The organism is Neobacillus dielmonensis, from assembly GCF_000612665.1.
GTDB classification, from domain to species: Bacteria; Bacillota; Bacilli; order Bacillales; family Cytobacillaceae; genus Neobacillus; species Neobacillus dielmonensis.
The window spans coordinates 36,333-54,354 of sequence record NZ_HG942048.1; the positions used below are offsets into that span (position 1 = coordinate 36,333).

General features: G+C 38.3%; 22 protein-coding genes. 8 read left to right on the top strand and 14 right to left on the bottom strand.

All coding sequences use genetic code 11. From position 1 onward, the window contains the following. Nucleotides 1-70: 70 nt before the first annotated feature. Complete coding sequence (locus tag BN2425_RS06925; RefSeq protein WP_052352794.1) at nt 71-493, top strand: PH domain-containing protein; 423 nt, start codon at nt 71-73, stop codon at nt 491-493. Nucleotides 494-651: 158 nt separating this feature from the next. On the opposite strand, the gene xerS is transcribed toward BN2425_RS06925, so the two are convergent. Beyond that, complete coding sequence (xerS, locus tag BN2425_RS06930; RefSeq protein ID WP_042456766.1) at nt 652-1,734, bottom strand: tyrosine recombinase XerS; 1,083 nt, start codon at nt 1,732-1,734, stop codon at nt 652-654. 359 nt (nt 1,735-2,093) lie between these two features. Here xerS and BN2425_RS06935 point away from each other — a divergent pair, with 359 nt between their 5' ends. Beyond that, nucleotides 2,094-2,495, top strand: a complete 402-nt coding sequence (locus BN2425_RS06935) for a hypothetical protein (RefSeq protein ID WP_052352795.1) — start codon at nt 2,094-2,096, stop codon at nt 2,493-2,495. 56 nt (nt 2,496-2,551) lie between these two features. On the opposite strand, the gene BN2425_RS06940 is transcribed toward BN2425_RS06935, so the two are convergent. Continuing rightward, the gene (locus BN2425_RS06940; RefSeq protein WP_042456768.1) at nt 2,552-3,058 is read right to left on the bottom strand and encodes a hypothetical protein; all 507 of its coding nucleotides are present in this window, start codon (nt 3,056-3,058) and stop codon (nt 2,552-2,554) included. A 154-nt stretch (nt 3,059-3,212) separates the two neighbouring features. On the opposite strand from BN2425_RS06940, the gene BN2425_RS06945 reads away from it, so the two are divergent. Together BN2425_RS06945 and BN2425_RS06950 are read left to right on the top strand one after the other, a co-directional pair. Next, a complete protein-coding gene (locus tag BN2425_RS06945) occupies nt 3,213-3,413 on the top strand; it encodes a hypothetical protein (protein WP_042456771.1) in 201 nt (66 codons plus the stop codon). Nucleotides 3,414-3,417: 4 nt separating this feature from the next. Further along, entirely contained in the window at nt 3,418-3,654 is a 237-nt protein-coding gene (locus BN2425_RS06950; RefSeq protein ID WP_042456774.1) for a hypothetical protein, read from the top strand. 84 nt (nt 3,655-3,738) lie between these two features. On the opposite strand, the gene BN2425_RS06955 is transcribed toward BN2425_RS06950, so the two are convergent. The 4 genes from BN2425_RS06955 to BN2425_RS06970 form a co-directional block, all read right to left on the bottom strand. After that, nucleotides 3,739-3,993, bottom strand: a complete 255-nt coding sequence (locus BN2425_RS06955; RefSeq protein WP_042456776.1) for a hypothetical protein — start codon at nt 3,991-3,993, stop codon at nt 3,739-3,741. 130 nt (nt 3,994-4,123) lie between these two features. Continuing rightward, the gene (locus BN2425_RS06960; RefSeq protein ID WP_042456778.1) at nt 4,124-5,326 is read right to left on the bottom strand and encodes an ABC transporter permease; all 1,203 of its coding nucleotides are present in this window, start codon (nt 5,324-5,326) and stop codon (nt 4,124-4,126) included. Next, entirely contained in the window at nt 5,326-6,003 is a 678-nt protein-coding gene (locus BN2425_RS06965; protein WP_042456781.1) for an ABC transporter ATP-binding protein, read from the bottom strand. The genes BN2425_RS06960 and BN2425_RS06965 overlap by 1 nt, the downstream gene beginning before the upstream one ends. Further along, the gene (locus BN2425_RS06970; protein ID WP_042456784.1) at nt 5,987-7,201 is read right to left on the bottom strand and encodes an efflux RND transporter periplasmic adaptor subunit; all 1,215 of its coding nucleotides are present in this window, start codon (nt 7,199-7,201) and stop codon (nt 5,987-5,989) included. Before BN2425_RS06970 ends, BN2425_RS06965 begins: the two co-directional genes overlap by 17 nt. Nucleotides 7,202-7,408: 207 nt before the next feature. On the opposite strand from BN2425_RS06970, the gene BN2425_RS06975 reads away from it, so the two are divergent. Further along, the gene (locus tag BN2425_RS06975) at nt 7,409-7,663 is read left to right on the top strand and encodes a DUF2533 family protein (protein ID WP_042456787.1); all 255 of its coding nucleotides are present in this window, start codon (nt 7,409-7,411) and stop codon (nt 7,661-7,663) included. Between the two features lie 9 nt (nt 7,664-7,672). Beyond that, nucleotides 7,673-7,984: a hypothetical protein gene (locus BN2425_RS06980; protein ID WP_042456790.1), complete on the top strand. Its 312-nt coding sequence runs from the start codon at nt 7,673-7,675 to the stop codon at nt 7,982-7,984. An 82-nt stretch (nt 7,985-8,066) separates the two neighbouring features. Here the strand turns inward: BN2425_RS06980 and BN2425_RS06985 are convergent, their stop codons facing one another. From BN2425_RS06985 to BN2425_RS07000, 4 genes are all read right to left on the bottom strand, one after another. Beyond that, nucleotides 8,067-9,401, bottom strand: a complete 1,335-nt coding sequence (locus BN2425_RS06985; protein ID WP_042456794.1) for a YheC/YheD family protein — start codon at nt 9,399-9,401, stop codon at nt 8,067-8,069. Next, on the bottom strand, nt 9,385-9,840 hold the full coding sequence (locus BN2425_RS06990) for a CotY/CotZ family spore coat protein (protein WP_052352796.1): 456 nt from the start codon (nt 9,838-9,840) through the stop codon (nt 9,385-9,387). Before BN2425_RS06990 ends, BN2425_RS06985 begins: the two co-directional genes overlap by 17 nt. Before the next feature lie 91 nt (nt 9,841-9,931). Next, nucleotides 9,932-10,957, bottom strand: a complete 1,026-nt coding sequence (locus tag BN2425_RS06995) for a YheC/YheD family endospore coat-associated protein (protein WP_042456797.1) — start codon at nt 10,955-10,957, stop codon at nt 9,932-9,934. Nucleotides 10,958-10,971: 14 nt separating this feature from the next. Then, on the bottom strand, nt 10,972-12,195 hold the full coding sequence (locus BN2425_RS07000) for an ATP-grasp domain-containing protein (protein ID WP_042456800.1): 1,224 nt from the start codon (nt 12,193-12,195) through the stop codon (nt 10,972-10,974). 221 nt (nt 12,196-12,416) lie between these two features. On the opposite strand from BN2425_RS07000, the gene BN2425_RS07005 reads away from it, so the two are divergent. Together BN2425_RS07005 and BN2425_RS07010 are read left to right on the top strand one after the other, a co-directional pair. Then, nucleotides 12,417-13,232 carry a UTP--glucose-1-phosphate uridylyltransferase gene (locus BN2425_RS07005; RefSeq protein WP_042456802.1) on the top strand — a complete coding sequence of 272 codons (816 nt, stop codon included), beginning with the start codon at nt 12,417-12,419 and terminating at the stop codon, nt 13,230-13,232. Nucleotides 13,233-13,271: 39 nt separating this feature from the next. Then, nucleotides 13,272-14,036, top strand: coding sequence for a hypothetical protein (locus tag BN2425_RS07010; protein ID WP_042456805.1), 765 nt, complete (start codon nt 13,272-13,274; stop codon nt 14,034-14,036). Between the two features lie 81 nt (nt 14,037-14,117). Here BN2425_RS07010 and BN2425_RS07015 read toward each other — a convergent pair whose 3' ends face one another. From BN2425_RS07015 to BN2425_RS07030, 4 genes are all read right to left on the bottom strand, one after another. After that, nucleotides 14,118-14,867 carry a GT-D fold domain-containing protein gene (locus BN2425_RS07015; protein WP_042456808.1) on the bottom strand — a complete coding sequence of 250 codons (750 nt, stop codon included), beginning with the start codon at nt 14,865-14,867 and terminating at the stop codon, nt 14,118-14,120. A 100-nt stretch (nt 14,868-14,967) separates the two neighbouring features. Then, nucleotides 14,968-15,948: a Gfo/Idh/MocA family protein gene (locus BN2425_RS07020; RefSeq protein WP_042456811.1), complete on the bottom strand. Its 981-nt coding sequence runs from the start codon at nt 15,946-15,948 to the stop codon at nt 14,968-14,970. Next, a complete protein-coding gene (locus tag BN2425_RS07025; RefSeq protein ID WP_042456814.1) occupies nt 15,945-16,904 on the bottom strand; it encodes a glycosyltransferase in 960 nt (319 codons plus the stop codon). Before BN2425_RS07025 ends, BN2425_RS07020 begins: the two co-directional genes overlap by 4 nt. Next, nucleotides 16,901-18,022 (bottom strand): FAD-dependent oxidoreductase, encoded by a 1,122-nt coding sequence (locus tag BN2425_RS07030; protein WP_042456817.1) that lies wholly within the window; start codon nt 18,020-18,022, stop codon nt 16,901-16,903. The genes BN2425_RS07025 and BN2425_RS07030 overlap by 4 nt, the downstream gene beginning before the upstream one ends.

Below are 18,022 nucleotides of genomic sequence, written 5' to 3' on the forward strand. Positions count from 1 at the left end.
AAATAATAAAAGAAGAATCTAGATCGCGCTGGAAAACGCCAAGAAGAGCAGGAAAGGGAGGGGGGCGTACATGCGGTTTTATTCTAAAAAAGGACTAATTACGGGTGTTTTGTTATGGGGCTGTATATGTTTTTTAATGGGCGCGTTTCTTTTGGCTCCGGAAGAACTTGAGAGCAAAGGTGAAATACTCGCGGCGATTTTGGTAATAGGGATTACCAGTGGATTGATTTGTTGGTGCTGGTTTGGAACTTATTATGAAATTAATGGTAACCAATTAAAAGTAGTGGGGGGGCCGTTCCGCTGGAAAATCGATATTAGGACCATTAAAGAGGTAAAAAGCAGTCGGAATATTTTATCCAGCCCAGCATTATCTTTAGATAGATTGGAAGTAACCTATGATAAATGGGGTATGATTTTAATATCACCTAAAAACAAACAAGAATTCTGTAAAGCTTTGAAAAATGTAAATTCAACCATTGATGTAAAACTATAAAGATTCTGGATTAAAATAGTTAAAAAGTTTATTTCGTCTCACTATCTTAAGTATACTTGCCTAGTGAGACGAAACCATTTTATTAAAATATAATTATATTATGTAAACTAGAATAAAAAAGTGAAAGGGGGGCTGCCAGATGGAAGTGACAGCTATTTTTATTGTTCTTTTGGCATATCCATTTTATCAACCGCAATCTTTAAATCGTCATTTTTTATATGAGTATAAATCATTGTCGTTTGGATTGATGAGTGACCTAATTGCCGCCGCAGCTTTGGCACATCGTTAATTTCAGCATGATATCTGGTAGCAAACGAATGTCGCAATTTATGTACTGATAATGATGGTTTTCCAAATGCTGTGGCGTATTTTTCAACTAATTTTTCAACCGATCGGGCTGTCAGCCGTCTGGATTTTCCTTTTGGTCCCATAGGTGCCGCTATAAACAACGATCTTACGTTTTTATCAATTTGGTATTTAGACATTCTGACTGCCAAGTATTCTTGCAAATCATTCATTGCCGTTTGGCTGAAGAACACAAATTGCTCTTTATTTCCTTTACGAATGACTCTGGCGCAATACTTATTAAAATCAATATCGTCCAGATCTAGATTAATTAATTCAGACAGACGCAATCCAGAGCCTAAAATAAGCGATATAATCGCTGTATCACGCTCTTTATTTAGCTGATAAAAGTTAAAGAGCTTTTTATTATCTTTGTTTAATTCGCCGTATTCATGGGCAACAAACAACCGGAATTGTTCATATTCGTCACCTAATAGGATTTTACCTTCCATTTTATTAGCCCGGGTTTCCATCGATTCTTTTATTTCATTAAATTCAATTTTTGCCATGACATTGCGATTGATATATGGCTTCAAATCAGGCGTCTCGGCGATGTTTTGCAAATAATTGAATAAGGACTTTAATGCGGATAATTTCCGATTAACGGTTAATTCTTTATTATTTAACTCGTAATGCAGAAAGTTTAGGAATCCTTCGATTTCAAGGACTGTTAATGATTCTAATCGTTCTAATGGAATGTCTTTGATGCTGTCGGACCATAACTGTTCTGAAATCATCCAGTTAAAAAAGATTTTATAGTCATGGCAATAATTAAACAATGACGCCGTCGATAGTTTTCGAAGTTTGTGATTAATGTATTCTTCAACATACCACGGGAGTTCATCAAGCAAGGTTTGCAGCTTTTTAAAGTCTTGCTGTTTATTTTGGTTTTTCATGAAATTCACCTCATGATGTATATATTCGACCTCCCTAACCGAAAATCCTTCTTTTATTACGTCAAATTTATATTTTACGTAATAATGTTTTTTTGCTGAGGGGCAAGTTCTTTAAGTTTAGTCGTAAAAAACTTGAGTATGATTTTAGAGTTGTTATTTTAAAAGTTTTACCCTGCCCCCTGGCGGTTGTTTATCTTCACTTTAGTTCTGGCCATATATCATCCAAACAAAAACTTTTTATGTTTTATTAATGATTTATCGCTGTACCCATATATTTATAAAAACACTAGTTCAGTGATAATTGTGACAGGTTTATATAAATTCTAAATCCTTCTAACCATTTTATAAGGAGGGTATTTATGTTTCGACTTTTTTCAAATAGAAATAAACTGAAAGAAAAAAAAGAAACAAATTCAGATATAGATATATTGACCAAGTTAGATCGAATCATTGAATTATTAGAAAAACAGCAAAATAAGGAGTCTTCTAGAGCGATCCATTTTGATAAAGTGCAAATAGACCATTTAGAAAATATTGTGTTCCATTTAGACAATTTAGAAATTGATACTCTAAGCGGTAAATTAATAATCGGGAATCATATTACTTCCGCTGAGGACTTTGCTGAGTCTTTGAAACTAAAGATTGACCAGGAAAGCGTAAAACGGGAAACAATGGCTGACTCCTCCCTTTCCACTCCCGAAAAAATGGTTAACACCTCTAAAGGGTATCGTTTCCACTATAATAGTGATAATGAGAACTAGCTATTAACGTAACCCCGATTAAAGGTTAATCCAAAGCTTTAATAACAGCGATTGGACTATTCTTTTTTAATGTTAGCTATTTTGATATCACGATCATCAATAATGGCATCTACAACATCTTGGTCGTTATTCTTATTCATATTACTTTCGATGAGATTGTTATTTCCATTAATATTCCCTTGAGTAGCATTACTTTTTTGATTTGCATCAATTCCTGTAACATGACCTTCCCCTACAAATAAAGAGCTCGCGGGCTGCATCCCATTGACATGCAAACTTTTCAAATGAACATTCGTTGTGTTGGCATGACTTGTAGTCTCCGGTGCAATATTTATGTCACGATCATCAATTGGCGTATCTACTATGTCAGGGTCATTTAATATCGAGATATTGTGAAAAAGCAAATTAGATTGTCCGCTGATACTTCCGATTACCCTATTTTCCTTTCCGTGAGCACTCCAACCAATTGCGATGTTTCGCTCCCCAATAAAAATACCGGATTGTCTTTCCATTGTTTGAACATGAATATTTCCAGTAAAATGAATATGTGAAGATTTTAACATTTAAGTTTCACCACTTTAGTTTATCCTTATTTAGGTCCTCATTTACTTTATGTCAATGAAACTGTGGTGGTGCCCGCCTAAAAATCTGTGTCATCCGCCTATTGTTTGAATACGCTAATGTATATAAAACAGTAGGTATTAAGGAGAATAAACCATGATTACTTTACATTTAGGAGACATATCCATAAAGACCATTAAACATTCATCTGGCATGTTTATGGGACAAAAAAATACACATAGAAAATTTCGTTCTGATAAAGTCATAAATGAAGAAGTGGGATTGATATCTGGCGATGAGAATACGTTAATGGATAACTATTGGGGTAAATTCAATGAAAAATGGGAGGAGGAATAAGTTGATGGCTTCCCCTATTCTATCTCCAACCTTTCATATTGGCAGCATCAAAATTGGAACTATAGAAAGCGCATCCTGTTTTAGTATCGGAAACAATTTTATTCAAGACTTTAAAAATAGCAAAAAGCACAACCAAGGATTGGGCAATATTCATGGGGATCGAAACAACTTTGAACGGATGAGTGCATCGTTAAGCCATCAAGACCGTAACACCCCGGCAATAAAAGAACAAACAAACTAATATAAAAAATAAAATACCCAAAAAACAACGAACCCTTTTTTAATTAAGGGTTTATTGTTTTTTGGTATGTGTAAGAGATAGAGATTATATATTCCCTCCACCGCCGACATTGGGTTTAAAATCCTGATCAAAGATCGGTCCATCAACCATTTCAAAACTATCTAAAATATTATTTGAAATAGCTGTATTTAGATTGTTAAATCCGTAATTCCCCCCCATGTTTAAATTATATTTTCGGTTCGCATCCATCCCATTTATTACGCCTTCACCAACAATAATCGAGGAGCTTGGCTGAGGAGAATTTATGTTCATCATACCTATATTCACTACTGAAGGCACTGTTTATTTCCCCCTATCCTCCCGTAACTGTTAATTATCTTATGTTCATACAATAGACTATGTGAACTTAAACGGGATAGGTCAACCTAACCCGGACCTTGCCAGGTGCGTCGTCCGCACTTTAGAGGTATTATTCGTACCGTAAAGCGTCAATCGGGCTTAGCTTGGACGCTTTGTTTGCAGGCAATATACCAAAAATGATGCCGATCAAAGCGGAAAAACTGACACCGATTAAGACAATCAGCGGATTCATCGCTGCACCAATCGGTGAAAACTTGGTGACCAGAATGGTAGCAACCGATGCCAAGCCGATTCCAATCATTCCGCCTAATGAGGTAAGCGTGGCGGACTCAATCAAAAACTGTAACAAAATCCTTGCTCTCGTGGCGCCAATCGCTTTACGAAGACCAATTTCTCTTGTTCGCTCTGTTACCGAAACCAGCATAATATTCATGACACCTATCCCTCCCACTAACAGGGAAATCCCAGCAATGCTGCCAATCAGCAGGGTCAATAAGGTAATCGTTTTGTTCAATTCGGCTTCGTATTCTTCGAAATTCTGGGTGGTATACCTTCCGTCCTCCAACTTCTTTTTCATGGTCAGGGTATCCGCAGCCAATCGGCCGGTCTCAGAAATTTTTTCAGAATCGCTGGCAATCACGGACAACTGCTCAATTTCCATATTGCCAAACATCATCGAAACCACGGTTCGCGGCATCAGCAATTCCCCCTCCGAACTCCGATATTGCTCCGGAACTGGCGATTGATAGACGCCAACCACTTTAAAGGGATTGCCATTGATATCGACGATGCTGCCGATGGGGTTCTCTGTTTCCTTAAAAAACTTTTTTCTGGCGGCGGTATCTATCAATATAGCCCGGTTGAGACCATCCGTATCTGCCGCATAGAATGGGCGCCCTTCCACGATCTTTATTTTTTTCGCTGTAAAGTATTCAGAACCGACCCCGGTAATCTGCAGATCTCCCTGCGTGTCGCTATATACCACCTGTCCACCGGCGTGATTGATGCCAACCACAGCCTTCACCCCGGGAACCTCGGCCAGCGTCTGAATATCCTCCGTCGTTAGTTGAGGCTCTTGCCAATACATACCCTCTTCTCCCTCTTTGGGCATATATTCATAGTAAATATCAATTGCATTTTTATCGGTAGCGAACATTTGATCGGTGAGCTGTTTTCTCGCACCTTGACCAATCGCCACAATGATGATGACGGCAGCCACACCAATAATGATCCCCAGCATGGTCAACACAGAACGAACTTTATGGTTCCAAATGGAGGATAAGGCAATCTTCAAACTTTCCAATAGGTTCATTACCTCTCCCTCCGATCATCGATGATCAATCCATCTTTTATCGTAATAATTCTGTTGGCATAAGCCGCTATTTCTTCCTCATGGGTTACCAGAATGACCGTTTTTCCTTCTGCATTCAGCTGGGTAAACAGTTCCATAATTTGTTCGCTAGTTTTGGAATCAAGCGCGCCTGTCGGTTCATCGGCCAAAAGAATCGAAGGATTATTCACAAGCGCCCTGGCAATGGCCACACGCTGCTTCTGGCCGCCGGAAAGTTCACTGGGCAGGTGTTTCATTCGGTCTCCCAGTCCAACCTTATCCAGCAGCTGTTTTGCTCTTTCCGTGCGTTCCCGTTTGGATACCCCAGCATAAATAAGGGGTGATGCGACATTTTTGATTGCATTATCTCTAGGAAACATGAAAAATTGCTGAAAGACAAAGCCAATGTGTTCATTTCTTAATCGCGCTAGCACACGTTCTTTTGCAGAGCCGATTGGTTCCCCGTTTAATTCGAAAGTTCCCGCTGTCGGATAGTCCAAAAAACCGATAATATTCATTAACGTCGATTTTCCTGAACCAGATGGACCCATGATGGCAATAAACTCTCCATCCTCAACGGTTAAATCAATTCCATGTAAGACAGGGACTTCCAAATCCCCTTTACCGTATATCTTGGTAATGTTAGTCAACTTGATCAAACGATGTCACTTCCATTCCGTCATGCATATCTGGAGTTGGTGCAATCACTACAAGTTCGCCAGCGTTGATCCCTTCTTTAATCGCCATGACTTCATCATTCATGGCTCCGGTTTGAACTTCCCTTCGCTCGAGCTTTCCATCAGCCAGAATATAAACCACCTTGGCGCCACCTTCATCAACTAGTGCAGGATGTGGAATCACAAGAGATTTTTCTTGACCGCCTGACTTTATTTCCAGTGACACGTGAAAGCCTTGACGCAGTTCTTTTGTATCGTCCGTAATCGCGACTTTAAATGGATACATCGTGACATTTCCGCCGTTAGGGCCCATCATCATCTCACCACTGCCGCCGCTGTCGGTTGGAAATTGGGAAACTGACTCAATCTTACCCATCCATTCACGGTCCTTAAATACTTTTGGCCGGATAATGACAGCTTGTCCTTCCTGAATTTTCACGGCATCAAATTCACTCATTGTGCCAATCACCTTATAAGGCTGGCTGGAAATAATGTGAACAACAGGTTCTGCTGAGCCGGTTTCTGTTTTGGCCACGTTTTGGTTGACTTTGATCACAATACCATCCATCTTGCTGACAACGGTCATATCATTAATTTGGGCGGTTAGTTCCTTGATTTGTTCTTCTGCTGATGAAATTTCTGATTTGGTATTTTCATATTGCATTTCAAGGTCATTTTTTTCTTTGGAAATCTGGTTCACATCTTCAACAACACCCTCACTGCCCTCTGTCGGAATAGTGGTTTGTGGTTGCTGCTTTTTTGCTGCGGCAATCCGTTTGGTTATATCGGCAATTTGAGCTTGTTCTGTTTTTCCTCTATTTTTCAGCAATTCCAGACCACGTTTAGCTTTGTTTAACTCATTTTCCAATTTCGTTGAATCATAGATAATCAATGGATCTCCCGCTTTAACAGCTTGATTCTCCACTGTTTTAAACTCTTTAATCGTCCCTTTTTCTGGCTCGAGAAAAACTTTTTGCTCATTTTCTGGTACGATTTCCCCGGTGACAAGAATCGACTCAACCAATTCCTGCTCCTTAACCTTTTGAACGGTAACTCCCATTTGCTCGTTTTGGGTTCCAGCTGTTTTGGCTTTTCCTTTTGTAAGAAAATAAGTTCCAGTTCCTGCAATGATGAGCAATACAACAATCGACACAATCCATATCTTTTTCTTCTTTTTCACAATAAACCCCCGTCTAGTAAATTTGTTGTCTCTCTTTTTTACTATAATGGTTATGGGAAAAATTTCAACAAATATATATAAGATTACAAGATTTCCACTAATTTACATACATTTTTGACAATTTCATTGAACCTCTCTATTGTCCAAGACACTCCTTGTAAAATTTATGGTATGATGATAAAAGTTAATGAACTTAGGAGTGGAGTCATGAGTGTACATAAAGATTTAATCAAACATGCTGCCAACCAGAACAAAAGCTATCAAAAATTTCTGACATTAGATGAGCTGCGAGAGGCCTATATTGAGGAAGCTATTTCATTATGTAAACAAGGCAAACCTTTTACCACTGATAAAATAAATGAAGTGACCAATGAAATGAACCGAATCAATCTGCGCATTATTCCATTAAGAAAACTGGTAACCAATGAAATGGTACTAGAATACGTCAATCGAAAAAATTAAGGTGAGAATATGAATCAAAAACAATTAGAAGAAAAAATCATTGAAAACTATCAAGCTGAAGAAAAAATGATGATTCTCGTGTTTGCCCAGTGGTGTGTCAATCACGATCTTGATCCTGAGGAAATGTACAAGCGTGCCTATCCTGGACAATCTTTGAATCAGGCTTTAAGAGAAGCCCTCGAACTGACAGTTCCTAAAGAAGAAGCTGGAGATATTGCAAATGATACGTTACTTGGCGTTTTATCTTTGTTTGGAAACGATGATCTGGCTTTTATTGTGACCGAAGAAATCAACCATAACAAAGCGGTCAAAGGAAAATAAGCAGCTTCCTCCCTTCTTTGGTGAAAGATTTACATGTCTATATAAAGGATGACCTTCAGCTTTTTGAAGGTCATCCTTTGGTTTATGTTCTACCGTATCCTGCCAAGGCTGCTGCATATTGAAGCGGATTGGAAACAATTAGCTCGTACATTTCCTTATTATTGATGGTTTGGAGCGGCCCTTTGTGGTTATGCGAAAGTTGATTAATTTCTAGAATCATAATGTTTAATGATGCATCCAGCATGACATCAAAAGCAACGTCGGCCATTTGGATATCTGCTCTTTCAAGGACTTGGCAAACTTCTTTGCAGGATAGAATCATCTCATGTTCTTTTTCAATCGTAGATTTGTTAGTTAGCTTATATAAGCTTTGTAATGTTTGAGAAGTCGTCATGAAGGTTTCTGTTAAGTGGCGATTCGTAGCGATTTTACCTTCGTGACCCACCCTGACGTATGAGCCGCTGTGCATCCACACTTTTTCGTATCCTTTTTGCAATATGAGTCTAAAAACAATATTGCGCTTTAACTGTGGATTTTCAACTGGCTGCTGCAGAATATAGCTTCTCTTTTCCCTGCCCAGTTTGTTAATGAAACCATCAAGCTGGTTCATCACTTCCCGTTTTCCGGTTGTATCCTCTATAACATAGTGGTTCATTTCCTTGCTGATTTTATAAATACCATCTGCTTGCCTGCCTAAAATAGGTTTTACATAAACAGCTTTGTGTTTTTCAAGTAAATTCATGACAGAATCTTTCCCGGTCAACCTTATTGTTTCAGGAAGAAGGTCGCATACCTCAGGAACCGATGATAAGCGGTCATATATCTCCCATTTATCCAACAACGGATCATTAAACACTTTTCCTGGGATTTGTTCTGATAGGTCAGCTACCTCCTTTCCCCTGCACCTACGAAAGGCTGTTTCTGGAAATGGGAATGTCCCTATGCTCCATGTGCCGCCGGTCCCATTTTGATCAGGGATAAAATAATAGCCGGTTATCTTTTGGTCATTGATATCAATGGACTTAGCTGCACAAAAAAACAGTAGCCCCGCGAATTCCTGGTAATGTCTTGTATAATCTAAAAATCTCCTTAATCTCTTAATTATGCTCTTCTCATTTCTTCGAAAAATAAAGGCAATGACGGGACCAATAAAAATTTGGCGTTCTTTTATCTTCACATTAAATTCCAGTTCAATTGGCAGGGTGTAAGGACCCGTAAGGTTAGGATGGATGGCGATGGTATTTCCCTTCACATCACTCGAAAACGTAACCTCGACATATTTCCACCAGCTGCCATAATGAAAAACAAATGGCTCCCCTTTACAGTCAAATACCTGCCTTATACTTTCCGGAAAAACGATTTCATTCAATCCAATGTCTTCACAAATAGAAAATCTGAATCTACCATTTTGGCTCAATGATAATTTCCTTCTTTAATAAATTTGGATGAAAACTTTGTATCCCGCAAAAGCAATCAAGATCCACCTCAACACATACGGGTGTTTTGACTAATCGAAACACATCATAAACCGAGTCCGCTGGTTGGTTGTAAACATTAATGGGCCGTAACAATAATAAAGTGACACAATTGTTTTCTTCATTAACAGAATCAATACTGAAAAAGCTGGTCATAAAACATTCCCGTCTTTGACCCTTTTTATCAAAATAAAACCCGCTTAATTCAAATAGACCATTTTTTGTAAAAAGTAATATGGGAATAGTATCGATATTAAAAACTCTTTGCAAGAATTTCCCTAATATTGGAGTGGAAAATTCATTCAGCATGTCCTGTAGCATTTGTACCTCGAGCATCACTTCCATGACCCAGCTCTTTTGAGTTTCTCCTATCTCAGACAAGACGTTCCTCTCCATCCTTTCCTTCAACTAATATTAGGATATCGTTCATAATGAAAATTGGTGAGGAAAGCAGTACAATTTGGGCGAGCAATCATGAAGCTTCATCATTATGCTCGGCAAGGAATTTAGCATATTTGACTAAACGAATCGCAGTATCCAGTTCTCTGTGCCTTGCACCAGGTCTAGTATTTACTTCGAATAACCAAAACTTTAGGGCAGCATCGATTCCCAAATCAATCCCTAATTCATCAAAGGATTTTTTATATAATTCATCCATATATTTAGGAAAGTTCATTGCCAACGATTCAAGCCGCTGTTTCAAATGCAAATGATTTTCCGTAAATTGCTCTTGTAAAAATGGTTCCAATTCCCCCCTGTATCCGCCACTGCCTATATTACTGACTAACTGGCCATTTCCGCTAACACGCGGATAGATTAGATTAACTTCCCACTCTCCCTGTCCATTTTTTTGGACATGAATCCGGATGTCATAAGCCAATCCATATTTGGTTTTACACTCTATATAAGGCTGATACAAATAGTTTTTCTCCGATGCAAGCCGACTAATAAATAAACGAAATGGTTCCAGATTCAGAATGTCCGTTTTTGGACCGCTTTTAATGACAAAGGAACTTTCCGGTGTTTTAGTGATAAATAGAACTTTTTTTCCGTACTTTCCATCGACGGGTTTTACGACTACGCTTGAAGTATGTTCCGTATAAGCTAGTAAATCTGCCTCACTAATCAAAGGATAGGTAGGAATTAAATATTCATTAAATTTCCCATCCTCAAACAACTTGTGATAAACCTCGATTTTATTGCCGATGGCTTGACGGGTAAAGGGGATGAGCTGTTTTAATTGTTTATACACTCTTTTTTGAAATGGCGTTTCGGGGCTGCTTACATTGATAATGACATCGGGATAGTTTAATTTTGTTTTAATCCAGGAGCCATTTTCATGGACCCATCCATTGATTATTTTCGCATGTAAATCCACACCCCGGTAAGAAAAATAGCAAAAATCAGCGCCATCCATTTTAGCTACTGCTGCACATGCATAAGCGCGTTTCAGCTTTTCAGGGGATTTCCGATTATGAAGCATCCCAATCAGTGTCATTGCTTCTCATCCCCTTAAAGGTTTTCTAGGTAAAATCTGATTTCTTTGGCAGCATTGATGGCAATTTGTTTTGCTTCATCGCGAGTGGAGCCAGCAGCAATAATATAGGCATATCTATCTCCCATGGATAAGGGAGGGTTTAATATCGCCCCTTTTCTAGGTTTAATATAGACATCTTTTACTCCATCATGGGATTGTGCTCTTTTTTTTCCAGTCACCATTAACAGCTTTCCATAAGAAGAAATCGTCATAAATTTTGCATAAACATGCTTGAATGTAGAATGGGACAAGTCAGGATCTTGATTCAAATTCATTTTGATAATTTCATTTACTAAACTTATACCAGTTCCTTCTGAAATAATTTTATTCATTGCACCCCCGGACATCCGCGGATTGATTTCAATTAACTTCCATTCTCCTTTGGAATAACGAAGTTCTAAATGACAGGATCCCGATGCCATCCCCAACTTGCAAAGAATTTCTCTGACCACTTCCTCCAGCCCGTTGGTTTGGGTTTCGGAAAGACTGGCGGGATAACAATATCCCGTTACGATAAATCGTTCATTTAAACAAATATCCTGTTCAATAATTGCTACAATATGAATTTTCCCTTTCCATGCAACTACCTCCACCAAGTACTGGGCGCCTTCGATATACTCCTCAATTAAAATGGGGGATGATTGAACCGAATATCTTAATTGTTCAATTCCTTTGATTAATTCCTGTTTTGTTTTTACGAGGAGCACGTCCTTTGATCCATTTGACTGGGGCGATTTTAATATGAGAGGAAGTCTATCTTCAAACTGAGGGATAATCTCTTCCATTAAATCTTCAGGTTTTACCAATGAGAAAAATGGATTTGCCGATAACTCCTTCAATTCTTCCCTAAATCGAGTTTTGTCTTCCATAAGATACAGGGCCCGTGTAGATAATTTTGCAAAACCCATTTCCTCTGAAATGGAGGAAGCAAGCGAAACAAACGGATCAACCAAACTTAAGCAGGCCTTTATGTGATATCTTTTCTGGGCTAACTCTTTTATCTTTACTTTAATCAATTCTTTATTGTTCAAATTTTCAAAGTAAATCATAACATCCACTTCTGGAAATTCCTCTCTTTGTCTTTTGAATTTTGGCCTGTCTGTAAATAGTATCACCGCATAGCCTAGTTCTTTTGCAGCCCGCAATGCCTCCCGGCTAGTTCCCGATTTATTGCTGCTAATAAAAACAATCGTATCCACGCTTTTTACCATCTCCCGGAATGCCTATAATCAAACCATGTCTTTTGCATTATATGATAAACCTTCCTCCCGGAAATCGGCTTTTACCCAATATTTACATTAGAAAGGGACGATTAATACAACATGGTATTTCCCCCATTTACCGCCCGTTATCTTGGCGGTGATTCACACCTTGTACAAGTTTGAATACACTGACAATAGATTGAAAGGAGGGGACTAGCATGGTGAAAAAAGCAATCATACCTGCTGCCGGTTATGGAACGAGAAATTTACCAATTACAAAGGTAATACCTAAGGAAATGATGCCTGTTTGCGGGCGCCCAGCACTTGATTACATTATAGAAGAGGCCGTTAATTCCGGTATTGAACAAATCCTAATCATTGTGTCACGTTCAAAAAATATGATTCTTGATTATTACGACCGTTCAATGGAATTGGAGTTTTTTTTAGAGGAAAATGGCAAAAGCGAATTGTTAAAGAAACTCGAACTGCCGAATGTGCATATTCAATTTGTCAGACAGACCTATTCCAAAGGATTGGGGGATGCCATTCTCCTTGGTAAACCTTTTGTCGGGAATGAACCATTTGCCGTTTTACTGCCAGATGAAATTATCTTACCAGACAAAAAGTCAAAACCTGCCTTAATGCAATTAATTGATATGTATAACCTTCATAACAAGAATATCCTCGGTCTTAAAAAAGTACCTGTAGAGACTCTGCATAAATATGGAGTGGTTAAACCAGAAAGAATCAAAGGTAATCAATTTAAAATAACCGATATCGTTGAAAAACCGGAGGAAACACCTCCCTCCGACTTAGCCGTGATTGGAAGATATATTTTAGAACCGGCGATCTTTGATTACTTGGAAAAATTGCAGCCTGGTGCCGGGGGCGAAATTCAACTTACGGACGCTATTAAAGGTATGGTAAAACATCAGCCAAACTATGGGATTAAGATTGATGGATTAAGGTTTGATATCGCTGTCGAGCAGGAGTATATCCAGTTGATTAATTATATTAGTTCACATACCGAGTAAGGCGATTATATCTTTTCATAAAAGGAATGGTACGAGATTATGAAAAAAATTGTATTTGCCATTTTAGTTCATGAAAAAAGAGAAATAGTAGATGATTTGCTAAGAAATGTGAGGAAGTTCTGCCCAAACAGCGATATCGTATTGTATAACGGCGGAACTGACCCTAACTTATTAAACGGTGTAAATGTTCCCGTTTGCCCAACTAGTAAACCTTTAAACTACGGATTAACGACTTGCTTTTTCATATTAGAAACAATGAAATGGCTTGATAGGATTGATTATGATTTTGATATCCTGGTTTGTTTAGACTCCGATGCTCTTTTTGGAAAATCAGGGTTTGAAGAATTTTTATCAAAGGAAATGGAAGATAAGGAGTTTCTCGGTATTGAATGTTCCCCATCTTGGGATAATCATCCCTGTAGAACCATAAAAAAAGAATGGCATAAATGGGAACCAATCATGAAGACTTCAGATTTCTACTGGTGCTTTAATGTCGCTCAGACATTCAGCAAAAAACTTGTAAAAGAAATGGTTCATTTTGAAGATATACTGCTATTTACACATAAACTGCATCGGAACACAGCTTTTGCAGCAGAAGAAATCGTCTACGTTACCTTAGTAAAACGATTGGGATACGACATACCATCGTATCCATCCGATTTAGTGAATACTGTTCGCTATCGGCCCCATTTTACAAAAGACGAAGTCATCTATCACCTAAATAACCACGAGCATGCCTATTTGTTCCATCCTGTATATCGTGAGAATGATGATGAGGTAAGACAATATATTAGAAGCTTATAACAGAGAAAACAAGAAAAAAGCACGCAATGTGCTTTTTTTCTTGTTCACAAGGTAACGTTTTATTATTCTAATAGAAATTAATTACTCATGATTTTGTTGGTTAGTTAAATACCATTCATGAACCGTTTTATCATGCTGATAATTTTCGTCTACCAACATGTTTAACGCATGTCCAAAATCCAATGCAATTTTATTCGTTGCTTTAGCAATTTTGGGAGCAAAAATAGTGGCAGGTACACCAGCAGAGATAATGGCTACATCCCAATCATCAAAACCGAGCAGCTTTTGATAAACATCATCTACTTGACTGAATCCTTCCAGGTTGGAGGTAAGGGTAACCGTAACCCCTTTTTCTCCGAAAACCTTTATGGCATCCTGTGCTAATCTCCCAACGATTGCTACTCTTTGCGTTTTCAGCCAATCCCAAAACATCGTAAACAATGCAAGTTGGACGCCAATATGATTCGAACACACAATAGGCGGGAAATACTGAATTCTTTCCAGAAAATCATGTGTTGCTTTGGAACATTCCTTATCAAAGTCCGTTCCGTCCCAAGGATAATAAAGACCGACAATATCAGCTTCTCTTATGGCGGAGGTCAGCTCTGCCTTTATAATATCCCGGTCCACATCAATTCCAGCATAGCGGCTGAAATATTCAATATTCCATGTCCACTCCTGATTTTCAGGCCAACTGGCATATCCGACTTCTGTGTGACCAAATCGGGACAGAGACAATGCGGTCTTTCTGGATGAAGCTTCTTCCAACATTTTCACGATATGATATGGTTCTACATACTTCCCCTGTTTAAAAAAAGTAATCGGGTCCATGCAACCAATCCTTTCTTTAATCTTAATACGCATTAACAGCTTATGCTTGCTTCCATTCTATGCGCTCAATCTTTTGACCAAAGTTCGCCAATCTAATAGATTAGTGGAGCTTTATTCTCTTTCCAGTGGCGCTTGAAAGTTTCAAAGCATCCATTACTCTCAGATTGTTAATGGCGTCATCAATTGGAAAATCGAGCGGCTGATGGTTAATTAGACAATCGGTAAAATAGTTAACCTGATAACGATAGGGCATAACCCGATCGCTTTCAAATGACTGGATTAATTTTTTATTTTTCAGAACATCAATAGCAAAGCTATTGGCGGTAATTCTGAAATTTGTGGCAATCTTTCCTTTTGTTCCAAGTATTTCATAGAATGAACCATGCGGCATGTCAAAAGACGAGCTTACTTGGGCGAAACGGCCATTCGCAAAGTGCAAGAGGCCAACAAAGCGCAGGTCCACGCCATTTGCTTTGTTAACGATTAATTTTCCATCTGCTTCAGTGGGCTCCCCATTCATAAAAAAGCGAGCCCATGAAATCGGGTAACAACCGACATCGTACAATGAACCGCCTCCCCAGTCAGGGTTAAATCTTGTACTATTGGATTCCGGAATAAAAGAAAAATGCCCATTGAAAAGGACCGGTTCCCCTATTTCCCCTGAGTCGATGATTTCTTTTACTCTAAGATGCGCAGGATGAAACCTCCAAGCAAATGCTTCCATTACCTTTAAAGGCTTATTTCCAAGAACCGCCTTTACTTCCTGACATTCCCCTTCACTTAAACCAAGAGGTTTTTCAATTAATACATGCTTCCCCGCTTCAATTGCTTTTATGGCCCACTCCTTGTGCAAATGATTGAGCAAGGCGATATAAACGACATCCACTTCTGGGTCCCGAATGAGTTCATCATAATGCTCATAAGCCTTTTTTACTCCGTATCGATTTGCTGCTAGTAAACTATTTTGTTTATTTCGCCCCGCTACCCCGACCCATTCATTTAAATGATTCATTTGGATGGCAGGACCCATTTTATTTACTATTTTGCCAGTGCCTACTATCCCCCATTTTAGTTTTTTCAAGCTTTCCACCCCTTTTGATCTTGGTTTCCTTTTATGATTTCAACGGTGTATATTGATTGACTCATTGCTCGAAACCGGTACACATTCTGTAAAATATAGAAGCTTAAGATCATTAATAGCAACAAGACAACTCCTGCCAAACATAAAAACAATAAACTGAATAAAAATAGATTCATATCGATTAGTTGTGAATGGCTGACATATCCATAAACGAAATAACCACAAAGAATGACAGCAATCAACAAAGGAGCCAATAGGAGAACAAGCCCAAGCCTTAGCCAAATCTTTGAAAAAACTAGAAGATTAATAAATGCAACAGAAATGATGTCCGAAAACTTTGATGGGACAGATGTTACCTCTTCTGTTGTGGTCAGATTTATATGCTTAGTTGAATATCCGATCAATGCATAGTTGACTCTTCTGAAAAAGTAATGTTTGGGACTTCTTAACATGATGTTCAGGGCCCTGCGTGACACCACTTTTAAATCCGATTCTGGAAGAACATCATAATCTCTTAGAGTCACGTTTAATAAAAATTGCTTTAACCTTCTGCTTAATGAGTTTCTACTTGTTCCATATTTGGCGGTTACGATGTCATAACCACTTTGACATTCATTGAAAAGTTTCAATATGTCTTTTTCGTTCGGAATATATAGTGATTCCAATTCGAAAATATAATCGCCCATGGCATTTTCAAGACCTATACACATCGCTTCCTCATTCGTTTGATGATTCGCTAGGTGAAGAATCTTTATATCTCCTTTCCAGATTTTTGCCCTCTCCTTAAGGTCCTGAATCGAATTAGAGGTCTGTTGGTTATTTACGACTAGTATTTCATAGTTTTCAAAATGAGTATTGGAAAGAAGAATGAGCTTCTCAAGAAAAGATACAATGTTCTCTGGGGAATTTTGATGATCCATTACCATTACATAGGAAATATAAGGTTTTAGTCTCACTTTATCACCTCATCCAAATCAAATATGGTGTTAATTTTTCCTGATAAAATTGTGATAAATTTGGGGGATTCCGAATGAGTAATGATTAATGTGGGCCGAGAATCATCCACTTCCGATTGCATGGACAAAGTTTTTACGGTAAACAGGGATTTTTCATAACTAAACTGTACATTTTCATTAAAATACAGTTTTGTCTGTTGAACCATTTCGTGCCATGCGGTATAAGGCTTTAATGGACATGTGTTACAATTTTGCAATGAATCTGGTGAACAGGTCGGATGATGATCTTGACATGGAAAGGATGGCCGGGTTTCCATAGAGGTATAGTGCGGTGTATAAGTGACGGACGTCAAGGAATGAAAACCAGTATGTCCAAATGGCATGAGTGAAAAAAAGGGCCCATCCATAACCGTAAAACCATTCTCCTTATTTTGTTCATTCATATTAACCAGGATTACTTCACAGAGTTCGTATTTTAAGGGCAGCTCTTTTAATCCGAAGCACATTAAAACACTGTTTGTCCCCGCATAGGTTGCATTGATGACTCCGTTGGTTTTTATTTCATTGCCATTTTTAAAAAAGATTTGAAAGTGATCAGCCCCTCTTTGGGCACCCATGATTTCAGTATGAAAGAAAAATTCCACATTATTTAACTCTACTAATTCACCCATAAAAAAATCTTTCAACGATTTATGGTCAAATGAATACTCCAAAGTTTCGTAAGCCTGTTCGATTAAATGCCCCGAGAAATACCTGTTTACATCGACTTTTGCTGCTGGTACGTTAGCTTGTCTACAAAATTTTTCAAATTGATCAGCGGAAATATAGGAATTCTTATGTGAAATTGCATATATTTTTTTAAATCGATTGTTTACCGCAAAAGGAAATTCCTCTATAAACCTTTGATTATATTTAATAGATTGAATGGCTGTAGCTAAACTGCGGGGATAATGATAGCCATTATGAATTCGGGCTTGGTTAATGAAACTGGCTCTTTGAAATGCCTCCTCTTCCACCTCAATTATTCCTACCTTAAACCCCCGTTTTCCCAGAGTTTTTGCTGCATACAATCCAAAAATCCCTGCACCAAACACAATAAAATCATAGTTACTTTTCAT

What these genes read in the sequence shown, in the direction of transcription:
- BN2425_RS07030 (WP_042456817.1), bottom strand. Translation starts at nt 18,022, where the DNA reads ATGAAAAGTAACTATGATTTTATTGTGTTTGGTGCAGGGATTTTTGGA.
- BN2425_RS06960 (WP_042456778.1), bottom strand. Translation starts at nt 5,326, where the DNA reads ATGAACCTATTGGAAAGTTTGAAGATTGCCTTATCCTCCATTTGGAAC.
- BN2425_RS06950 (WP_042456774.1), top strand. Translation starts at nt 3,418, where the DNA reads ATGGCTTCCCCTATTCTATCTCCAACCTTTCATATTGGCAGCATCAAA.
- BN2425_RS06935 (WP_052352795.1), top strand. Translation starts at nt 2,094, where the DNA reads ATGTTTCGACTTTTTTCAAATAGAAATAAACTGAAAGAAAAAAAAGAA.
- BN2425_RS06925 (WP_052352794.1), top strand. Translation starts at nt 71, where the DNA reads ATGCGGTTTTATTCTAAAAAAGGACTAATTACGGGTGTTTTGTTATGG.
- BN2425_RS06995 (WP_042456797.1), bottom strand. Translation starts at nt 10,957, where the DNA reads ATGACACTGATTGGGATGCTTCATAATCGGAAATCCCCTGAAAAGCTG.
- xerS (WP_042456766.1), bottom strand. Translation starts at nt 1,734, where the DNA reads ATGAAAAACCAAAATAAACAGCAAGACTTTAAAAAGCTGCAAACCTTG.
- BN2425_RS07005 (WP_042456802.1), top strand. Translation starts at nt 12,417, where the DNA reads ATGGTGAAAAAAGCAATCATACCTGCTGCCGGTTATGGAACGAGAAAT.
- BN2425_RS06975 (WP_042456787.1), top strand. Translation starts at nt 7,409, where the DNA reads ATGAGTGTACATAAAGATTTAATCAAACATGCTGCCAACCAGAACAAA.
- BN2425_RS07015 (WP_042456808.1), bottom strand. Translation starts at nt 14,867, where the DNA reads ATGGACCCGATTACTTTTTTTAAACAGGGGAAGTATGTAGAACCATAT.
- BN2425_RS06980 (WP_042456790.1), top strand. Translation starts at nt 7,673, where the DNA reads ATGAATCAAAAACAATTAGAAGAAAAAATCATTGAAAACTATCAAGCT.
- BN2425_RS07010 (WP_042456805.1), top strand. Translation starts at nt 13,272, where the DNA reads ATGAAAAAAATTGTATTTGCCATTTTAGTTCATGAAAAAAGAGAAATA.
- BN2425_RS06945 (WP_042456771.1), top strand. Translation starts at nt 3,213, where the DNA reads ATGATTACTTTACATTTAGGAGACATATCCATAAAGACCATTAAACAT.
- BN2425_RS06940 (WP_042456768.1), bottom strand. Translation starts at nt 3,058, where the DNA reads ATGTTAAAATCTTCACATATTCATTTTACTGGAAATATTCATGTTCAA.